Source organism: Arcticibacter tournemirensis (assembly GCF_006716645.1).
GTDB lineage: Bacteria > Bacteroidota > Bacteroidia > Sphingobacteriales > Sphingobacteriaceae > Arcticibacter > Arcticibacter tournemirensis.
In genome coordinates, this window is record NZ_VFPL01000001.1 from 1,432,308 (window position 1) to 1,449,890 (window position 17,583).

Sequence of the window (17,583 nt, forward strand, 5' to 3'; positions counted from 1 at the left end):
TAAGAAAATGTCGAATACTTTCTTAATTTACTGCTTATCAGTAACGTGCACAACTTTATTCCTTCTTCTTTTTTCATTTATTTACTTTTACTCAAACCGCACAACGGGTTCTTATATATCTTATTGATGGGTCTGGTGCCGTATGCGTCGGCGCACGGATGGCACATAAGTTCACCACAACAAAAGCAGCAACCGGTCATCTATACTTGCCCCATGCACCCTGAAATCCAGAGCGCCAAGCCGGGCAACTGTCCCAAATGCGGAATGAAGCTGGTTGCGCAAAAGAAAACGAGCGTCCAGCCAAAAAAAGCTGCCCCCACCAAAAAGAGTCCGCCTGCGAAGATGAACGGTCAGAGCGGAAAGAATATGCCCATGCAAAAACAAGCTGCTGCGACTCCTTCAACAGCTGTAACCTACACGTGCCCCATGCATCCGGAAATACATACATCTGAGCCAGGGAACTGCCCAAAATGTGGGATGAAACTAGTGAAAGTGACCACAAAGACCACTCCAGGCGAACACCATGGAATGGAAATGCAGATGGAAACGGAGACTAAACAGGGTATTACGGGCGACATGAACGGAATGCATACGAAAGATGACAATGCCACGATGGAGAATATCAAAAAAGCAAAATTGCAACTAGGCAATATCAAAACCGTTTCGAGTAAAACACCTCCCAAAACGGTTCGCTACGATCTGTACGTTGCAGACACTACAGTAACCTATGGTAAGAAGTCGAAGCGGGCGATTGCTGTGAACGGCCAGATCCCGATGCCCACGCTGACCTTCACTGAAGGAGATACTGCATTGATATATGTTCACAACAATCTCGATGAGGAAACATCCCTACACTGGCATGGATTGTTCGTACCCAACCAGATGGATGGCGTGCCCTTTCTTACTCAAATGCCTATAAAACCGCACAGTACCTATATCTATAAGTTCCCAATTGTTCAGCATGGTACGCATTGGTACCATAGTCATACCAAGCTACAGGAACAGATCGGCATGTACGGTGCATTTATAATGAATAAAAGGGCGGATGAATGGGATATTCCCACTGTTCCTGTCGTGATCAGTGAATGGACTGATATGAACCCTGAAGAAGTTCACCGCAGCCTGAGAATGGCAACTGACTGGTTTGCCATTCAAAAGGGCGCAACCCAGAGTTATGCCGAAGCGATTAAAACCGGCCACTTCAAAACTAAAGTGAACAATGAATGGAAACGCATGAATGCAATGGATGTCAGTGATGTCTATTATGATACATTCCTGATCAATGGCAAGAACCAAAACGAGCAGCCCCAGTTCAGGGCAGGCGATAAGGTCAGGTTAAGGATAGCAAACGCAGGCGCGTCTGATTATTTCTGGCTGAAATATGCCGGTGGCAAAATTACCGTGGTAGCTACAGACGGGAATGATGTTGAACCGGTCGAAGTCGACAGGCTGATCATTGCCGTATCCGAAACTTACGATGTAATGGTGACTATCCCTGAGAATAAGAGTTATGAGTTTTTGGTGACACCGGAAGATCGTACCAAATCCGCCTCGCTTTGGTTAGGTAAGGGAGAAAAAGTGCCAGCGGGAGCAATGCCGAGGCTGAAATATTTTGCAGGCATGAAGATGATGAACGAGATGATGGATATGAACGGGAACATGATCGAAATGGAAGGCATGAAAATGCAGAACCAGATCATGGACATGAACACCGTCATGTATCCTGAAATTACCGGTGAGGAACTTCAGGAGTCTGCTAATAAGAAAACCGATACTTCGGGTGCGAAAATGCCTACCGGAATGGATATGGGAAACGGCACCCCCGATATCGTTACCCTGAATTACAATATGCTGAGGGATCCTAAGAAAACAACCCTGTCTAAAGGGCCGTGGAAGGAAATGAAGTTCGAGCTTACTGGTAATATGAATCGTTACGTTTGGACACTGGATAACAAAACCGTTTCAGAAAGCGATAAGATCCTGATCAAAAAGGGCGAAAATGTACGCATCATTTTATTCAACAACAGCATGATGCGCCATCCCATGCACCTGCACGGTCATGATTTCAGGGTGCTGAACGACCAGGGAGAGCATGCGCCCATGAAGAACATCATCGACATTATGCCAATGGAACGGGACACTATTGAATTCGCCGCTAATGAACCCGGCGGCGACTGGTTCTTCCACTGCCATATACTCTACCACATGATGAGCGGTATGGGCAGGGTATTCAGTTATGAGAACTCTCCGGCCAACCCTGAAATTACAAACACGAAGGTAGCCACGCGCGGACTAAATTCAGACGAAAAGGCATTTCACCCAATGGCCACTATAGGATTGGAAAGCAATGGCAGTGACGGGGAATTTATGCTCTCCAATACCCGCTACCGTCTCTCAACAGAGTGGAGAATCGGCCTAAAGGCGCATCATGGCAATGAAAGCGAGACCTATTTCGGGAAGTACATCGGCAAGATGCAATGGCTTTTCCCTTTTATCGGGTTTGACTACCACTATAACGGTATGAGCAATGAGAGCGAGAATAATCTGTTCGGTCAGATCAGCAACCAAAACAACCGGAAGGCTGCGGTAATAGGGTTTCAGTATATTCTGCCTATGCTGGTCACTGCTGAGGCAAGGCTGGACAGTAAGGGGAAACTGCGCTTTCAACTGGGCCGGGAAGACGTTCCGGTAACCAGCAGGCTACGGCTAAATTTCATGGGCAATACCGACAAAGAATATATGGCGGGGCTTAGATATATTGTTACCAAATACTTCTCCTTTTCCACGCACTATGACAGTGACATGGGCTACGGAGGCGGAATCACTATAACTTATTAAAATAAACAGAATCATGGAACATACCTATAAAATGACCGAATGAGCAGCGAAGACTGCCGCGCCAAAGTTGAACAGGCACTGAATACGGTAGATGGAATTTCAGCTGTGGTCACTTTTGAACCACCAGAGGCAACGATAACCATGAAAAAGCATGTGCCTGCCGAGAAATTGCAGGAAGCACTGTCTTCAGCTGGAAAATATACCATCGCGATGGCAGGCCATCAGGGTTCGGAGATTCATAATGCCCCTCATACAGATCATAAGCACCATGCTGCCGTCCCGGTAAAGATGTCAGAAAATAGTGTCGGAAAATACTATTGCCCGATGCATTGCGAGCGAGACAAAACCTATGATCAACCAGGCAATTGCCCTGTCTGCGGAATGGATCTTATTAAACAGCCGTCCGTAATAAAAACGACGAAATATACCTGCACCATGCATCCGGAAATTATCCGTGACCAGCCAGGTGCCTGCCCGATTTGCGGGATGGATCTGGTTCCTATAATAGCAAATACTGACCAGGAAGATCTGATTTATTATAATCTGGTTCGCAAATTTAAAGTGGCGGCGATTTTTACCGTTCCGATCTTCCTTATCTCCACATCGGAGATGATACCCAATAATCCGTTGTTTAAACTCATGGGCCTGGGGTACTGGAACTGGGTACAGTTCGCGTTGTCAATTCCCGTGGTATTCTATGCAACCTGGATGTTCTTTGAACGTGCATGGCGATCAATTGTAACCTGGCAGTTGAATATGTTCACCCTTATTGGTATCGGTTCAGGCGTAGCCTGGTTGTTTAGCGTAATTGCCCTATTGGTTCCGGGCATTTTCCCGGATCAGTTCAAGACAAATATGGATACGGTCTATGTTTATTTTGAAGCCACTACCGTGATCCTGACTCTGGTTTTACTAGGACAGCTTCTGGAAGCACGGGCGCACGGCAAGACCAATAGTGCCATTAAGGAACTGCTAAAGCTGGCACCCAACGAGGCGACAAAAATTGCGGGCGAAAAAGAAATAAGGGTTGCTATCGATGACATCCAGAAGGGTGATCTGCTGCGTGTGAAACCGGGTGAAAAAGTGCCTGTTGACGGCACGATCAAGATTGGAGAAGTTACCATTGATGAATCTATGATCTCGGGCGAACCTATCCCGGTTGACAAGAAACCGGGTGACAAGGTAAGCTCAGGCACCATAAACGGAAACAAAACTTTTACGATGATTGCGGAAAAAGTGGGTTCAGAGACCTTGCTTTCCCAGATTATTGAAATGGTCAATTCGGCAAGCCGGTCAAAAGCACCTATTCAAAAACTGGCTGATAAGCTATCGGGATACTTTGTTCCCGTAGTCGTTGTGATCGCGGTAGCGACTTTTATAGTTTGGGCCGCCTACGGCCCTGAACCCGCTTACGTGTATGCATTTGTAAATGCCATTGCCGTATTGATTATCGCCTGTCCGTGTGCGCTTGGTCTTGCTACACCGATGTCGGTGATGGTTGGTGTTGGAAAAGGCGCAAAGTCCGGCGTACTCATCAAAAATGCCGAATCCCTCGAGAAAATGAATGCTATTGAGGTGGTGATCATTGATAAAACCGGAACGGTTACCGAAGGGAAGCCATCCGTTGAAAAGATCATCAGCGCAAATCCCGGTCTTACCGAAAACGACATCCTTCAAAGGATCATATCATTAAACAGTAGCAGCGAACATCCCTTAGCGCAGGCCACACTTCGCTATGGAGAATTGAAAAATGTACAGATCCAGCCCGTTTCAGATTTTGAAGCCATTACAGGAAAAGGAGTTGTCGGCGTAATGGGAAAAGAATCTTTGGCGCTTGGAAATGAAAAATTGATGGAACAGGTCAAGGCAGAAATCACGGCTGATTTACGGGAGCAGGTCAGAGTAGAGCAAAAGCAGGGTAAGACAGTCTCTTATTTGGGAGTTGGGAATTCCGCCGTTGGTTTTGTAGTAATTTCTGATAAGATCAAAGAATCGAGCAGGGAGGCTATCCGCAAACTTCAGGAGGAAGGCTTACTGGTAATGATGTTTACAGGCGATAATGAAGATACTGCAAAGGCGGTGAGCGATACCCTTAAACTGGATGGATATAAGGCACAAATGCTGCCGGAACATAAGCTGGAAGAAATTAAGCGGCTGCAGGCCGAAGGAAAGAAAGTAGCAATGGCTGGCGATGGCATTAATGACGCTCCGGCGTTGTCTCAGGCTGATATTGGTATCGCAATGGGAACAGGTACAGATGTAGCTATTGAAAGTGCGGCAATCACACTAGTGAAAGGCGATCTAATCGGAATTTCAAAAGCAAGGCAGCTAAGTCGTAAAGTAATGCGGAACATTAAAGAGAACCTGTTTTTTGCGCTGGGCTACAATGTTTTGGGAATCCCGATTGCAGCTGGGGTTTTATATCCATTTTTCGGGATCTTACTTTCTCCCATGATAGCGGCACTTGCAATGAGTTTTAGCTCCGTATCAGTTATTCTAAATTCATTACGGTTAAGAAGCACAAAGTTGAACTAATTATTAAAACTAACGACTATGAAACACGAGAATCAAAAATCCCATCACGATGCAATGAAACATGAAGGCAATCCATATTACAGGCTATTGATCATGTTAGCGCTATCTTTTATTGCCATGTACATTTTAATGTATGCTATGGTAAACAGCTTGCAAAATGTCTATCCAAATATTAACCAGTTTTATATGGCCTCTTTAATGACCATGCTAATGATGATCATCGAAATTATTTTAATGGGTAAAATGTATGTTAATAAAAGACTGAATGCATTACTTCTCTCTTTCGGTTTTGCAGGTTTGATAGGATTTTTCCTATTAATTCAATATCAAACTGGCGTCTCGGATAAGCAATTTTTAAAGGGAATGGTCCCTCACCATGCAGCGGCGATCCTAATGAGTGAACAATCTAAATCACAGGATCCTGAAATAAAAAAATTGCAACAGGAAATTATCTCCAGCCAACGAGAGGAAATAAAAGTAATGAAAGCCAAATTAAAAAAACTGCAAGAGTAACTAACTGCAAAAGAACAGCGACAGGCCCTGTGACACCAGAATAATATTTAACACCTAAAACAAACTAAAAGTTATGAAAAACGCAGGATACAACAACAAAGAATTAATAGTAGACATACTCACGGAATCATTTCAAGATAACCAAAGTGTCAACTATATCGCAAAACGGGATGAAAAAAGATTAAAGCGCATTGAAGCACTGATGGACTATTCTTTTGACGTCTGCAATCTATTTGGCGATGTGTTCCTATCAGACGACAATAAGGCTTGTGCTTTAGTGTTGTATCCCGACAAAAAGAAAACCACACTCAAATCTATAATGCTGGATGCCAAATTGATTCTATTGTGTGTGGGTATCGAAAACATAAAAAAAACCCTGGATCGGGAAGCGATGATTAAAAAGATACAGCCCAAAGAACCCATGTATTACTTGTGGTTTATTGGCGTCGATCCGGCATATCAACATACCGGTATTGGCAGTGAGTTTCTAAAAGAAATTATAGAACATGCCAAAGAAAAACAACGCCCGATTTATTTGGAAACCTCTACAGTTAGAAATCTACCGTGGTATAAAAAATTTGGATTTACCATATATCAGGCGGCAGAGCTGAGCTATAAATTATATTTTCTGAAGAAAGTTTGATTAACAACATTGTGTATGCTGGTATTTGGAACTGAAATGCACATTGTAACGTTTATCTTTTCGTTACTAGAGGGACTGATGTTTGTTTTTCTGCTCCTTGGTTATCTAAACTGGCCAGATGATAGGCCACGCTTCTGGTACCTAATACTGTTACTGTTATTAATTTGGTATAATGTAACCGGAGGGCTACTACCGGACCCTGACTATAATATACCCATATACATACAGAATATCATCGCTTACGGCAGTGGTTTTTTGATGGCATCTTATTTTCCGTTCTATTTTTATAAAGCGTTTAACCTGAAATTGCTCAGATTTCATGCTCTGTATGGCGTGCCGCTATTTTTGTTAGTTCCATTTGTACTGTTCTTTGTAGTCTCATATTCTATTCAGGGTGACTTGGCTTTTGCCGTGCGATATGGTATAATTGTTCCGTTCTTTTATTCGATCGTATTGCTTTGGGCAATATTTCGGGCTATTAGGGTTGCCTATAAAGGAAATAGGCAAAAAAAACACTATATAGAGGAAATTGCCGTTTACACCGCCGTTGCTCCTTGGGGATCTATGACCGTCATTGCTTACTTTAGCTTTGGCCAGTTGACCGAGGCACTTTTCACCAACTTGGGCTTTCTTGCGGTGACCGGAATGTTCATTTTTAAATCCATTCAGCAAGACCGAAACGCGATTAATAAACTGAGGGAAATTTCTACTAATGGTATTAGACCAGAATTATTCGCGGAAAACTGTGTCCGTTTTCAGTTTACCAATAGGGAAACCGAAGTCATTATTCTATTGCATGAGGGCTACTACACTGGGGAGATAGCTTCCCGTCTGCATATTGCAGAGCGGACTGTAACCACCCATATCCAGAACATGATGACAAAAACAAATACGCATGGCCGCCTGGAACTACTGAGAAAGCTAGAATATGAAATTTTCGAGGTCTGATTCTGACTTAATATATTACGTGATGAGTAGCGATCATCTGATCGTATAGAGCAGATTTCAGGAAGTTGGTTTTACGAAACAAGTATCTGGCGTTTAATAAATCATAGACGTCATAACCTAAGTTAATTTACGTAGTCAAATCTCCTATTAACGTATTTTGTATGTTATATCAGATTCCGATTTTTGTCTTTCGGTTTATTAACAAATCATCTATGTAAACTACTGACCTATGAATAACGGACCTGTTGTACTGCTGAATTGGGTTGAGGAAACGATCCATCCACAGCAAATAACCATTTCACCATTAACCGAAACTGATCTCCAGACCTTAAGGAAGGAGTTCACTACTGTAGTTAAAACGTTCAGGAAAAAAGTATTCGAACAGCTTATTTTTTCCGAAAAGCAAACTGCTTCTGTTATGAAACAATTGGTTAAAATCAGTGATACTGTCCATCACTACCTTTGGCGTTTGGCACCTTGCTGGAAACGGAGTTTATCAGCCCCACAAATTAAATCCTTTTATTTATTTGCGCTTAATTTTCTAGAAGCAGTACTGGAAGAATTAGGTAGACTGGCGCCAGAAATTCTTATGCAAATTCCTGTTACGCAATACAGTCAGCCTAATCTGATAGTGGAATTGAAAGGGAGATATAAATTTTTTGAACTCCACTTGGACCAGCTAGACATTGATGACGATTTAAAAAATCTTGTGAAAAAAGGACTTAACCAGCTAATCCAGAAAAGAGAGATCAACCTTATGAATGTAGAATACAGCCGTAACTTAATGACAGCAGTTACTGCCAAAGAAAAGTTAGACACGGCAACTTTCAGACGACTACTCTTCCTGTATGGTTTTAACCTGCCGGAGTTTTTTCTGTACTGTATAAGCAGTTATAAGGATGTGATGGAAAATACTCCCGGCCTGCATGAACAGTTGGAAATGCTGATGACGGAACAGGACAAGTTGGACAGCTTGCTAGTAAACTGCAAAATACAGATGCTAACAGATGTAGCATCTATTAACAAACAACTCCGGGGATTTCTGTCTGAAAAAAAACAGTATGTCAAACAAATGCTTAAGTTACGCCGCGCCATGCTAAAGGATGACCAATTGGCCAAATCCATGATCCGATTAAAAATCAATATGTCGGTAGCGCAGTTCGGTTTATTTATCCGTGTACAGATCGAAAAGGGGTTACTGCTAAAAGAAAATATCGGAGAGCTTTTTAACTTTTTTGCCGCTCACTTCTACACCCATCAAACCATGTTCATTTCAGCGGAAAGTTTGCGGAAGAAATCCACCGATGTAGAGTTTAGCACAGCCCAGAAACTTAAAGCCCATCTGATTGCGATGCTGAACTGGCTGAACGAAAATTACAATCTTTCCAATTATAAAGGATCATAGTTGCCGCTGCTGAAATTCACCGAGTAATCCGTGTTCTTTCAATAGGTCCAGCAGGTCTGCATACCAAGTATAGGTAAAATCCTTTTGTTTACTCAACGTTTCCAGCCTGGAATCAAGCACATCGCCTATAGTAGCCAGGCCTAAACGACGGGGCTGTTCGACGAAAAGTGCGTCCAAGTTCAGCTCGGCCAGCCGTATATTTATTGAAGTCATTAACTAATCAGAATTTCCAATTGAATGTAAAAGTAAATACTGATTACATAGTAAATTTAGACAATCAATATCAGATGAGGGTGTCCAAAAAGGCACCCTCTTCTTTTTACAGCAATGTTGAGTTTTCCAGATTCTTAGCAATAGCTTTTCAATTTATGCTTAAGGAGTTGATTGCTGGATTAGATTCCGTTGATATTGATTTGTAATGAAAACACGGGTTGATTTAACAGGCCTTTTTATGTTGCTTTTGCAGCCATTTTTCTTAAGTTATGTGCTATAGCAGCCAATCCGAACTCGACATTTACTTTAGGGAGTGTACGCAGCCTGAACCGATTGAACCGATTATTGCTTTTTAGTTGACCAAATACCGCTTCTGGCTCTATTGCCCTGTTCTTTCTGAGCCTGATGCCTTCTTCACTCAACAGCTTTTGCTTTACTTTTTCCTTGAAAGCCCTCAAGGTATGATTGACCTCAATTTTACGGTCCTCATCGCCCTTATAACACATTTCTCTAAGCGGGCAGCCTTCGCAACTGTCGGTTTTATAATAGCTCACCTTAGATTGATAGCCCAGCTCTGAGAGGCGCTCAGATTCACCTATTTTGAGCATATGCTTCCCTGCCGGACAAATAAAGTAATCCCCTTGCACATCGTAAGGCAGGTTTGATGCATGATATACATTCTTTTTAAAGCCGCGTTTTTGTTCTTTATGGAAGTAATTATACTTGACAAAAGCCTCAATCTCATTATCCTCCATCCACTTATAATTCTGCTCGCTTCCATAGCCCGAGTCTGCCACTACTTTCTTTGATTGTTTATGGTAATGGGCTTTGAACTGCTCCAGATGAAGGGATAAGGTGGCCGTATCCCCGGCACGCTGGTGAATGGAAAAGTTGGTAATAAACTGGTTTTCGGTACTGATCTGGGTATTATAAGCCGGTTTAAGCTGGCCATTTTTCATGTGGTCTTCCTTCATCCGCATGAAAGTGGCATCCGCATCAGTCTTGCTGTAGCTATTGCGTGTACCTAAAGTCTCCAGTTGTTCCTCGTATTTCTTCAGCCGGGGAAGTGCATCTTTTTCAAGCTCCCTAACCGCTTTTTTCCGTGGTTTGTTCAGCTCGGCCAAACGATCGTTCAGTTCGTCTATCCGGCTCTTGAGCTCCGCTGAACTTACAGGGGTGTTCTGTTTTACAGGCGAGGAAAGTTCAGCTTTATCCTGCTTTGTAGAACTGTCTATATCACCAAGTATCTGGGTTATCTTATCTTCCAACTTTGCTTTATTCTTCTCTGTGGAGCCCTTCCACACAAAGGTATAGCGGTTTGAGGCCGATTCCAGTTTGGTGCCATCCACATACTGGATATCAAGGCTGACATAGCCAAGATCAGCCATCAAACGGACCAGCTCTGCAAAAAGGTGATGGATCTTGTCCTTTAGCCGTTTACCACGAAAATCATTAATGGTGCGAAAATCAGGGGTACTGTTGCCGGATAGCCACATGAAATGAATATTCTCCTGTAGCGCCTGGGCCATCTTACGACATGAGTAGATATTGCAGAAGTAACTGTAGAAAAGTACTTTAATCAGCATCCTGGGATGGAAACTGCTAGTGCCACCGCCTTTATATCCCGAAAGAATATCATCGATATTGAGTGAATCAACAACCTGGTTAACAGTACGAACAGGATGATCTGATGGAATCCCATCCCCTATATTTGAAGGAAAAAGCACAACCTGCTGGGAGGTTAATGACTTAAAATGTAAATTTGATCTTGTTTTCATTAGCACCATTAATTTACGAATTAATGGGAAAACAAAAAAGGGTGTCCTACCTTTTTGGACATCCCGGCAATTTCTATTGCACTTTCGCTGGGTGAAGAAAGTCCGCAATGAACAAATTATAAAAGCGCTTGGGCAGCGGGTACGAGACTTGCGCAGCGACAAAAAGCTATCAATGGAAAAACTGGCCGAATTATCGGGTATCGATTACCGCCAATTGTCTTATATCGAACTCGGTCAGACTGATGCCAGCCTGAGTACCTTATATGCGTTGTGCAACGGTCTGAATATATCATTGACTGAACTTATGGACATCAACACGCTGAAATAACTAATTATTTCTGTAAGGCAAAAACCGCTTTCAATCCCACAATAATCCCATTTCTTAACAGGGGGTGACCGTCAAACGTCATCCCCTGTCCCTGTTTTGGTCTGCCCCTAAATTCTTGCTTTGTCCCGGAAATGATAGTTAAACCAATATTTTAAGGAAAGCAAAATGAAGCTGAAAGACCTGGTACACCTGTTAAAAAATGCTGCTGAACAAGGCGCCTCGAATGCCCTTGCAGAAAGCGGACAATTACAGGACCAGCTCACCAAAGCCGAAGCCTACCGGCTGTATGGCCGGGGCAATGTGGACCGCTGGATCAGCGAGGGCCTAATCAGCCCGGCCACACCCAAAGGCGACCATTCCCGAAAATGCCTGGACCGGAACAAACTGGAAGCTGTTGCAGCATCCAGCAACCGGATCACCTACCTGCCTGCGGCAGAAAGGTGAATATATCGTTTCCGTCAGGTCTTTGACGTACGGGGATGAGGCATTATCCTGCGAACAGCGGGAAATTTTGCGAAGGTGAGGTTAAGTACCGCACCCGTTTCAGGCTGCTTATGCGGTTCTGTGCCGGGTAAGGTCAAGCACCAACAACTGAAAGCGCATTGGCAGGCGAAGGCCCGTATCGTAGGATACGACGCAGGTAGTCCCGAACTTATAAACCGGCAAAAGCGGATTGCACCGGGTTCGTTGCCCGTTGCCGGTTCCAATCAGGCAATTTCTTTTTGCCATCCCAATATCCCCTAAAGCATGAACATATTACTGACCAGTCACCAGCTCGGCCTGCTCTTACGGGACGCCGCGGAAATGGGGGCCAAACTTGCCCTTTCCAAAACAGGCAGGCTCAAACCCTACCTGAACAAATCGGAGGCTTTCCGGCTTTATGGCCGCAAGAACATTGAACACTGGATTGACAGGGGCCTCATCACATCGCGCAAGGACGGTGACCACTCGGCCGCCTGGCGCATTGACCGCATGGAGGCCGAAGCCATCCGCAAATCACTGAACGCTATGCTCCATTTTTCAAACCACTACTAAATAAATACGACTATGATAACATCATTCTTAAATGCCGGTTCCATCCGGGAACGGGTACCACTAAGCATGCTTTTGTCCCGGCTGGGTTACCAGCCTGCCAAAAGCTCCGGCGATGAACAGTTATACCTGAATGTATTAAGGAATGCTGAAACCAGCCCGACCTTTGCCATCAATACACAGCTCGGTGTGTGGTTCGACCGTCTGACAAAGAAAAGCGGTGATCTCGTTGATTTTGGGTTGGCCTACTGGCCGGGCCTCAGTTCGGATCAGGTGCTGGAAAAGATCAGCCAGCTTTGTGCCTGTTCCCAGGGCGCACCTGCCGGGGATACCAGTCACCGGGCAGGGAGAAAAAGAAGGGCAATTAAAATTCCCTATTATCATATCGCCGAAACACGGCCCCTGGGCTGTAACCCGGAGATCACCGCTTACCTGCAATCCCAGGGTATCTGGGAAATTTCAATCGGACAACTGAAAGAGGTCTATTACTACGTCGTTGATGAAAAACAACGGCGCAAGGATTTTTTTGCCGCTGGCTGGCAAAATGAGAACGGCGGCTGGGAGGTCAGGAGCCGGAACTTTGCAGGCTGCCTGGGCCGCAAAGGCATGACCTTTATACCGGGTGATGAAAACCGTCTGGCCCTTTTCAGGGACTATATCAGTTACCTCAGCTGGAAATATGCAAACCGGGCTTCAACCGACAGCATCCTGGTCATGAACGCCCCCGAATTTTTGCCTGCCGCCAAAAGCAGGGCCGCAAAGTTCGCGGAAGTCGCCGACTTCTTTGGCCAGCAGCACCCCGAAGAACACCCTTTCTCTGCCATCTAAAAACCAATTCTCAACCAAATTGATTTGCCATGCCTAAATATGTAGATGTTTCCACGCTGGCAGATATTTCTATCGTGGATTTCCTGGCCCGCCTGGGCCATCATCCGGTGAGAAAGACCGGGAAAGAACACTTTTATCACAGTATGCTGCGTGATACAAAAAAAGATACACCCTCTTTTACGGTATGGGATGCAGGGCATTGCTGGAAAGATTGGGGCGGGGCCAATGCAACAGGAATTTTTAAAGGCGGTATTGTACAGCTGGGCATCGCTTACTGGCCGGGTTTATCCTTTGTTGAGGTGCTGAATAAGATACAGAAAGTTTGCGATATGGATACCGCACTGATCCCGGAATACGTCCCACCTAAAAAGTATGCGCCAGATCCTGAAAAAGGAACCTTTGAATGGAACCTGGTTAACGTTCGGGAACTTGGCAGTAATTTCGTGCTTAGCCAGTACCTGCATTCAAGAGGGCTTTTTGATATAGCCAAAAACCAGCAGGTAAAGGAAGTTTATTACAACCGTGCAAATAGTCCTGAAAATGCGCCGGTATATTATGCGGTTGGCTGGCAGAATGAACACGGTGCCTGGGAGTTTTCCAATGCAAAGGGTTTTAAAAGCTGCATAGGCCCCAAAGGTATCTCACTGATCCCAGGCGATACGCATCACGTTGCCGTATTCGAGGGTTACATGGATTACCTGAGCTGGCAGAAATTACACTCGGAGACAAGGCCAACGGTTATCGTTCTGAACGCCATCACCATGCTGGGGTATGCCCTGGAAAGGATCAGGAGCTTCCAGACAGTAGATGTTTATTTTGACAATGACGACCCAGGAAGAAAATGTACGGGGTTATTACTAAAAGAAATACCACATGCTGTTGACCGCTCTTATGAGTACCAGGGTTATAACGACTATAACGATAAATTGAAGGCTGATTTGCAAAATCCAGACCACCCGGCCCAGGGACCACTGGCAGAAATGTTAAATCATTCAACCGGCCGGAAACGGTAGTCTGTACCCCGTTCAGCTATTTATCTGTACAGCTATAAACTATCCGGCTTAACAGATGGCTGTTTAGTTAATTAAGTATTCATCCTTATATATAATGCTATGAATATTCATCTATACCTACAGGCAATTATTTATACGCCTGTTTATCCGTCTATATGGATAGCTGTATGTATAGTCAAACTGCTATGCCTTTATCTGTCTGTATGGATATACAGCTATCCGATTATCTATATGCCTGTTTATCCGTTTATCTGAACAAGCGGTTAGTTGCATAAGCAGCTATACGGCTATTTGAATAGCCGTTTATTCAGGCATACAACTATCCCAATAATTACCTGTCGGGATATTGGTATAGTTGGCTAAACCTGTATATGACAGCACAGGTTGCTATCTATATGGCTATCTGTCTGCACGACTCCTACAATACGCCTAAATTCAGGGTATTTATCCCGTTTTTCTCCTGAACGGTATAAGCACCCTTTTTTGTTTTGTATTCTGCAAGTTGTGTTTTTGTCCGTACAGCCCGCCTCCGGCTGGGCTGACCGACAAAAACGAACTTGCCTCAGCCTTGCCTAACCCCGCTGGGGAAAGGCAAGACTAAGGAAGAAAAAAGGTCGCAACTCCCTTTTTTTCCGGCAAAGCGGTCATACCACCGCCCATAAAGCACCCGCCCATTTCAATTTTTAACCCTTAAAAATTTAATGTATGCTATTCAGCTATCCAGTGATGACCAAAGTCATCAGGGCCTTTCTGTGCCCTCATTTTCCCGCCAGTTACCCCGGCTTAAACAGTTTATCCCCCGGCACAGCCTATGCTTAGACACGGCAGCCTATTTAGCGGCATCGGCGGTTTTGACATCGCCGCTGCCTGGATGGGATGGCAAAATATTTTCTCCTGCGAAAGAAATCCTTTCTGCCAGACCATACTACAACATTACTGGCCAAACACTCATCATTATGACGACATCTTTCAATTCAGCGCAGCTCAGTTTAGGGGACACGTTGACATCATCAGCGGGGGATTTCCCTGCCAGCCATTCAGCCAGGCCGGAAAGCGAAAGGGCAAAGCGGATGACCGCTACCTCTTCCCGGAGGCTTGCCGAATTATTACAGAAGCAAGGCCAGAGTGGATCGTTCTTGAAAACGTTGCTGGCCTGTTCAGCATTCTCGAACCAGACAGTTTATCTGAAATGGAAATTAAAGCGGTTGAGCTTTTTTGTCAGGACGGTGACCACGGGGCGGACAGTACCATTATCCGGCTCCAGCGCAGAGTTATCGGAAGCATCATTTCAGAGATCGGTGCCGCAGGATATGTATTACCGCAGCTTAAAGACGGCACACCAGTCGTTCTGTGTATTCCGGCTGCTGCCCTTAACGCCCCGCACCAAAGGGACCGGGTCTGGTTTGTTGCCCACGCCGACGGCGACCGAGATCAGCAACATCGGGACTACGACCGCCCAGGTCAAACAGGGCCGCGAACTGGCCGACCGCAAGAACGACAAGGGAACCGGCGGGCAGGTATCCCTGACGGATTTTCTGATCTACTACACGCTACAGGCACAATCGACACCATATCCACCGGCACCGGAAAATATGCCAGTCTCCATATTGGATCGCCTGATCCGCATCCTGCCCACAGCGGAACAGACTGGCAGCACACGGTTCCCGGCTGGGAAGCATGGCCAGCTGAACCCCCGTTTTGTGGCGGAAATGATGGGCTTCCCGCCGAACTGGACGGAATTACCTTTTCTGCCTGGCGTGGGGAAAGTGTGAAGGCTTACGGCAATGCCATTGTCCCGCAGGTCGCCCTGGAAATCTTCCGCGCCATCCAGGCCGTTAACCGGCAGCTTTAAATTCATTTCTTATGGGGAACAGCAAAGTATCCAAAGACAGGCTTTCCGCACCGAAAATACGCCGTTTTGAATTAAGGCTTAGCGAACAGGAATTACTGCAATTCCTGGAACTGGAAAAATCCCTGTGTATCAGCCGCGCCGATATTGTGCGTATCCGGGTATTGAAAAACTCGGCTAACCTGCTGGTGAACGCCAAAGCGCTGATGAAACAGCTGGACACCATCGGGGCCGAACTTGGCAGGTCGGGCAATAACATCAACCAGCTGGCAAGGCATGCCAACATACTTCACAAACAGGGCCTGCTGAATCAAAGTGTAACGACTGAATTTAACGACCTGCTGGGCAAATACATCGCTGTGCAGCAGGAACTGGAAAAAGTGATCCGGCAGATCATCCGCCAAATGAAAGGTTAACCATGATTGTAAAGATCCTGCTCCCGTCCGCAACTTTTAAAGGCGTAAGTTATAATACAAACAAAATAGAAAAGGATAAGGGCGAACTGATGAAGGTGGAAAATTTCGGCGCCTTGCAAGCCCTGGAACATTTGAAGCCCAAAGATTATATCAATTACCTGGAAGCCCGTTCAAAGACAAGCGCCCGGATCAAATACCCGCAGTTCCATGCCGTGATTTCCTGTAAGGGAAAATCGCACAGCAAAGAGCAGCTGACCGAAATAGCGACCGGATGGCTTAAAGGCATGGGCTACGGGGAACAGCCCTACCTGCTGGTATTCCATAAGGATACGGACAATAACCACATTCATATCGTGTCCACCCATGTTGATGAAAACGGCAAAAAGATCAATGACAGTTACGAAAAGATACGCGCCTACCAGGTATTGAACCAGGTCATGGGACTGGACCAAAAAGAGCAGGTCACTAAAGATCTGGATAAAGCGCTCAGCTATCATTTTTCAACCCGACCACAGTTTATGATGCTCCTGGAATCCCAGGGCTATACCCTGAAACTTAACGGCGGGCGGTACGCGCTTTTCAAATATGGCAAACAGCAAGGCGATATTGATGCCGCCAAAGTGGATGCCCGGATTAGCCTTTACCAGCAAAACATTAACAGGCTGGCACAGCTACGGGCCATCACAGAAAAATACAAGGCAAGCCATAATCCTGCCGTCATCCCGGTAACAGTACCCCTGCCCGGAGGAAAGGCGGCAAAACCTACCGGCTATACTTCGGAACTGGCCGAACTGCTGGCCTCAAAATTTGGTATGCAGGTACTCTTTCACGGTAAGGCAGGGATGCCGCCATACGGTTACACCCTGATAGACCATGCGCAAAAGACTGTTTATAAAGGCGGTGAGCTGATGCCGATTACTGAATTTATCAGGCCATCGGACAGCCGCCAGACAGAACGTGAACAGCCCGTTGCCGAAAGTCCGGAACCAATTGCAGCGCCAAGCCCGGCTGTTTATGTTGAAGCTGACGAACAGGAGGAAACCGTTTTTCCGGCCGGGCAAGATCAGCCTGCTGAGGTTTCCGGTTATGCCGAAGAACCCGTATCCGCTTCCTGGCTGCCAGAGATCAATCTGGATATTGCCGATGACATCGACGATGAGGCTATACTCGGCCGTAACCGGCAGCGCAAGCGCAAAGCAAGGACCAATACACGATAAACTAAGCGCAGCGATCTCTTGAGAGCC

General features: G+C 45.4%; 16 protein-coding genes and 1 pseudogene. 15 read left to right on the forward strand and 2 right to left on the reverse strand.

Annotation, left to right across the window (positions count from 1 at the left end; genetic code table 11):
* Positions 1-126 precede the first annotated feature (126 nt).
* From BDE36_RS06160 to BDE36_RS06185, 6 genes are all read left to right on the forward strand, one after another.
* Positions 127-2,838, forward strand: coding sequence for a multicopper oxidase domain-containing protein (locus tag BDE36_RS06160; protein ID WP_235904502.1), 2,712 nt, complete (start codon positions 127-129; stop codon positions 2,836-2,838).
* 39 nt (positions 2,839-2,877) lie between these two features.
* Positions 2,878-5,373: a heavy metal translocating P-type ATPase gene (locus BDE36_RS06165; protein WP_141814153.1), complete on the forward strand. Its 2,496-nt coding sequence runs from the start codon at positions 2,878-2,880 to the stop codon at positions 5,371-5,373.
* Positions 5,374-5,391: 18 nt separating this feature from the next.
* A complete protein-coding gene (locus BDE36_RS06170) occupies positions 5,392-5,886 on the forward strand; it encodes a DUF305 domain-containing protein (RefSeq protein ID WP_202618217.1) in 495 nt (164 codons plus the stop codon).
* 73 nt (positions 5,887-5,959) lie between these two features.
* Positions 5,960-6,529 carry a GNAT family N-acetyltransferase gene (locus BDE36_RS06175; RefSeq protein WP_141814154.1) on the forward strand — a complete coding sequence of 190 codons (570 nt, stop codon included), beginning with the start codon at positions 5,960-5,962 and terminating at the stop codon, positions 6,527-6,529.
* Between the two features lie 15 nt (positions 6,530-6,544).
* Complete coding sequence (locus BDE36_RS06180; RefSeq protein WP_141814155.1) at positions 6,545-7,477, forward strand: helix-turn-helix domain-containing protein; 933 nt, start codon at positions 6,545-6,547, stop codon at positions 7,475-7,477.
* 418 nt (positions 7,478-7,895) lie between these two features.
* Complete coding sequence (locus tag BDE36_RS06185; RefSeq protein WP_141814156.1) at positions 7,896-8,882, forward strand: hypothetical protein; 987 nt, start codon at positions 7,896-7,898, stop codon at positions 8,880-8,882.
* Here the strand turns inward: BDE36_RS06185 and BDE36_RS06190 are convergent.
* Both BDE36_RS06190 and BDE36_RS06195 read right to left on the reverse strand, forming a co-directional pair.
* A complete protein-coding gene (locus BDE36_RS06190; protein ID WP_141814157.1) occupies positions 8,877-9,095 on the reverse strand; it encodes a hypothetical protein in 219 nt (72 codons plus the stop codon). The two genes, BDE36_RS06185 and BDE36_RS06190, sit on opposite strands and share 6 nt — an antisense overlap.
* 239 nt (positions 9,096-9,334) lie before the next feature.
* A pseudogene (locus tag BDE36_RS06195) lies at positions 9,335-10,873 on the reverse strand (IS1182 family transposase); the annotation flags it as partial.
* Positions 10,874-10,964: 91 nt separating this feature from the next.
* Here BDE36_RS06195 and BDE36_RS23595 point away from each other — a divergent pair.
* The 9 genes from BDE36_RS23595 (at position 10,965) to BDE36_RS06240 (ending at position 17,556) form a co-directional block, all read left to right on the forward strand.
* Positions 10,965-11,201 carry a helix-turn-helix domain-containing protein gene (locus tag BDE36_RS23595; protein WP_161987556.1) on the forward strand — a complete coding sequence of 79 codons (237 nt, stop codon included), beginning with the start codon at positions 10,965-10,967 and terminating at the stop codon, positions 11,199-11,201.
* 165 nt (positions 11,202-11,366) lie between these two features.
* Entirely contained in the window at positions 11,367-11,645 is a 279-nt protein-coding gene (locus BDE36_RS06205) for a hypothetical protein (protein ID WP_141814160.1), read from the forward strand.
* Between the two features lie 75 nt (positions 11,646-11,720).
* On the forward strand, positions 11,721-11,945 hold the full coding sequence (locus BDE36_RS06210; RefSeq protein WP_141814161.1) for a hypothetical protein: 225 nt from the start codon (positions 11,721-11,723) through the stop codon (positions 11,943-11,945).
* A gap of 3 nt (positions 11,946-11,948) precedes the next feature.
* Positions 11,949-12,236 carry a hypothetical protein gene (locus tag BDE36_RS06215; protein WP_141814162.1) on the forward strand — a complete coding sequence of 96 codons (288 nt, stop codon included), beginning with the start codon at positions 11,949-11,951 and terminating at the stop codon, positions 12,234-12,236.
* A 12-nt stretch (positions 12,237-12,248) separates the two neighbouring features.
* The gene (locus BDE36_RS06220; protein WP_141814163.1) at positions 12,249-13,061 is read left to right on the forward strand and encodes a hypothetical protein; all 813 of its coding nucleotides are present in this window, start codon (positions 12,249-12,251) and stop codon (positions 13,059-13,061) included.
* Positions 13,062-13,090: 29 nt separating this feature from the next.
* Positions 13,091-14,074, forward strand: a complete 984-nt coding sequence (locus tag BDE36_RS06225; RefSeq protein WP_141814164.1) for a toprim domain-containing protein — start codon at positions 13,091-13,093, stop codon at positions 14,072-14,074.
* Between the two features lie 811 nt (positions 14,075-14,885).
* Positions 14,886-15,926: a DNA cytosine methyltransferase gene (locus BDE36_RS06230; RefSeq protein ID WP_141814165.1), complete on the forward strand. Its 1,041-nt coding sequence runs from the start codon at positions 14,886-14,888 to the stop codon at positions 15,924-15,926.
* A gap of 11 nt (positions 15,927-15,937) precedes the next feature.
* Entirely contained in the window at positions 15,938-16,339 is a 402-nt protein-coding gene (locus BDE36_RS06235) for a plasmid mobilization relaxosome protein MobC (protein WP_141814166.1), read from the forward strand.
* Between the two features lie 2 nt (positions 16,340-16,341).
* The gene (locus BDE36_RS06240) at positions 16,342-17,556 is read left to right on the forward strand and encodes a relaxase/mobilization nuclease domain-containing protein (RefSeq protein WP_141814167.1); all 1,215 of its coding nucleotides are present in this window, start codon (positions 16,342-16,344) and stop codon (positions 17,554-17,556) included.
* Positions 17,557-17,583: the final 27 nt, after the last annotated feature.

Excerpts from the sequence above, each read along its gene's own strand:
- BDE36_RS06160 (WP_235904502.1), top strand. The coding sequence starts at position 127 with ATGGGTCTGGTGCCGTATGCGTCGGCGCACGGATGGCACATAAGTTCA.
- BDE36_RS06165 (WP_141814153.1), top strand. The coding sequence starts at position 2,878 with ATGAGCAGCGAAGACTGCCGCGCCAAAGTTGAACAGGCACTGAATACG.
- BDE36_RS06170 (WP_202618217.1), top strand. The coding sequence starts at position 5,392 with ATGAAACACGAGAATCAAAAATCCCATCACGATGCAATGAAACATGAA.
- BDE36_RS06175 (WP_141814154.1), top strand. The coding sequence starts at position 5,960 with ATGAAAAACGCAGGATACAACAACAAAGAATTAATAGTAGACATACTC.
- BDE36_RS06180 (WP_141814155.1), top strand. The coding sequence starts at position 6,545 with ATGCTGGTATTTGGAACTGAAATGCACATTGTAACGTTTATCTTTTCG.
- BDE36_RS06185 (WP_141814156.1), top strand. The coding sequence starts at position 7,896 with ATGAAACAATTGGTTAAAATCAGTGATACTGTCCATCACTACCTTTGG.
- BDE36_RS06190 (WP_141814157.1), bottom strand. The coding sequence starts at position 9,095 with ATGACTTCAATAAATATACGGCTGGCCGAGCTGAACTTGGACGCACTT.
- BDE36_RS06205 (WP_141814160.1), top strand. The coding sequence starts at position 11,367 with ATGAAGCTGAAAGACCTGGTACACCTGTTAAAAAATGCTGCTGAACAA.
- BDE36_RS06215 (WP_141814162.1), top strand. The coding sequence starts at position 11,949 with ATGAACATATTACTGACCAGTCACCAGCTCGGCCTGCTCTTACGGGAC.
- BDE36_RS06220 (WP_141814163.1), top strand. The coding sequence starts at position 12,249 with ATGATAACATCATTCTTAAATGCCGGTTCCATCCGGGAACGGGTACCA.
- BDE36_RS06225 (WP_141814164.1), top strand. The coding sequence starts at position 13,091 with ATGCCTAAATATGTAGATGTTTCCACGCTGGCAGATATTTCTATCGTG.
- BDE36_RS06230 (WP_141814165.1), top strand. The coding sequence starts at position 14,886 with ATGCTTAGACACGGCAGCCTATTTAGCGGCATCGGCGGTTTTGACATC.
- BDE36_RS06235 (WP_141814166.1), top strand. The coding sequence starts at position 15,938 with ATGGGGAACAGCAAAGTATCCAAAGACAGGCTTTCCGCACCGAAAATA.
- BDE36_RS06240 (WP_141814167.1), top strand. The coding sequence starts at position 16,342 with ATGATTGTAAAGATCCTGCTCCCGTCCGCAACTTTTAAAGGCGTAAGT.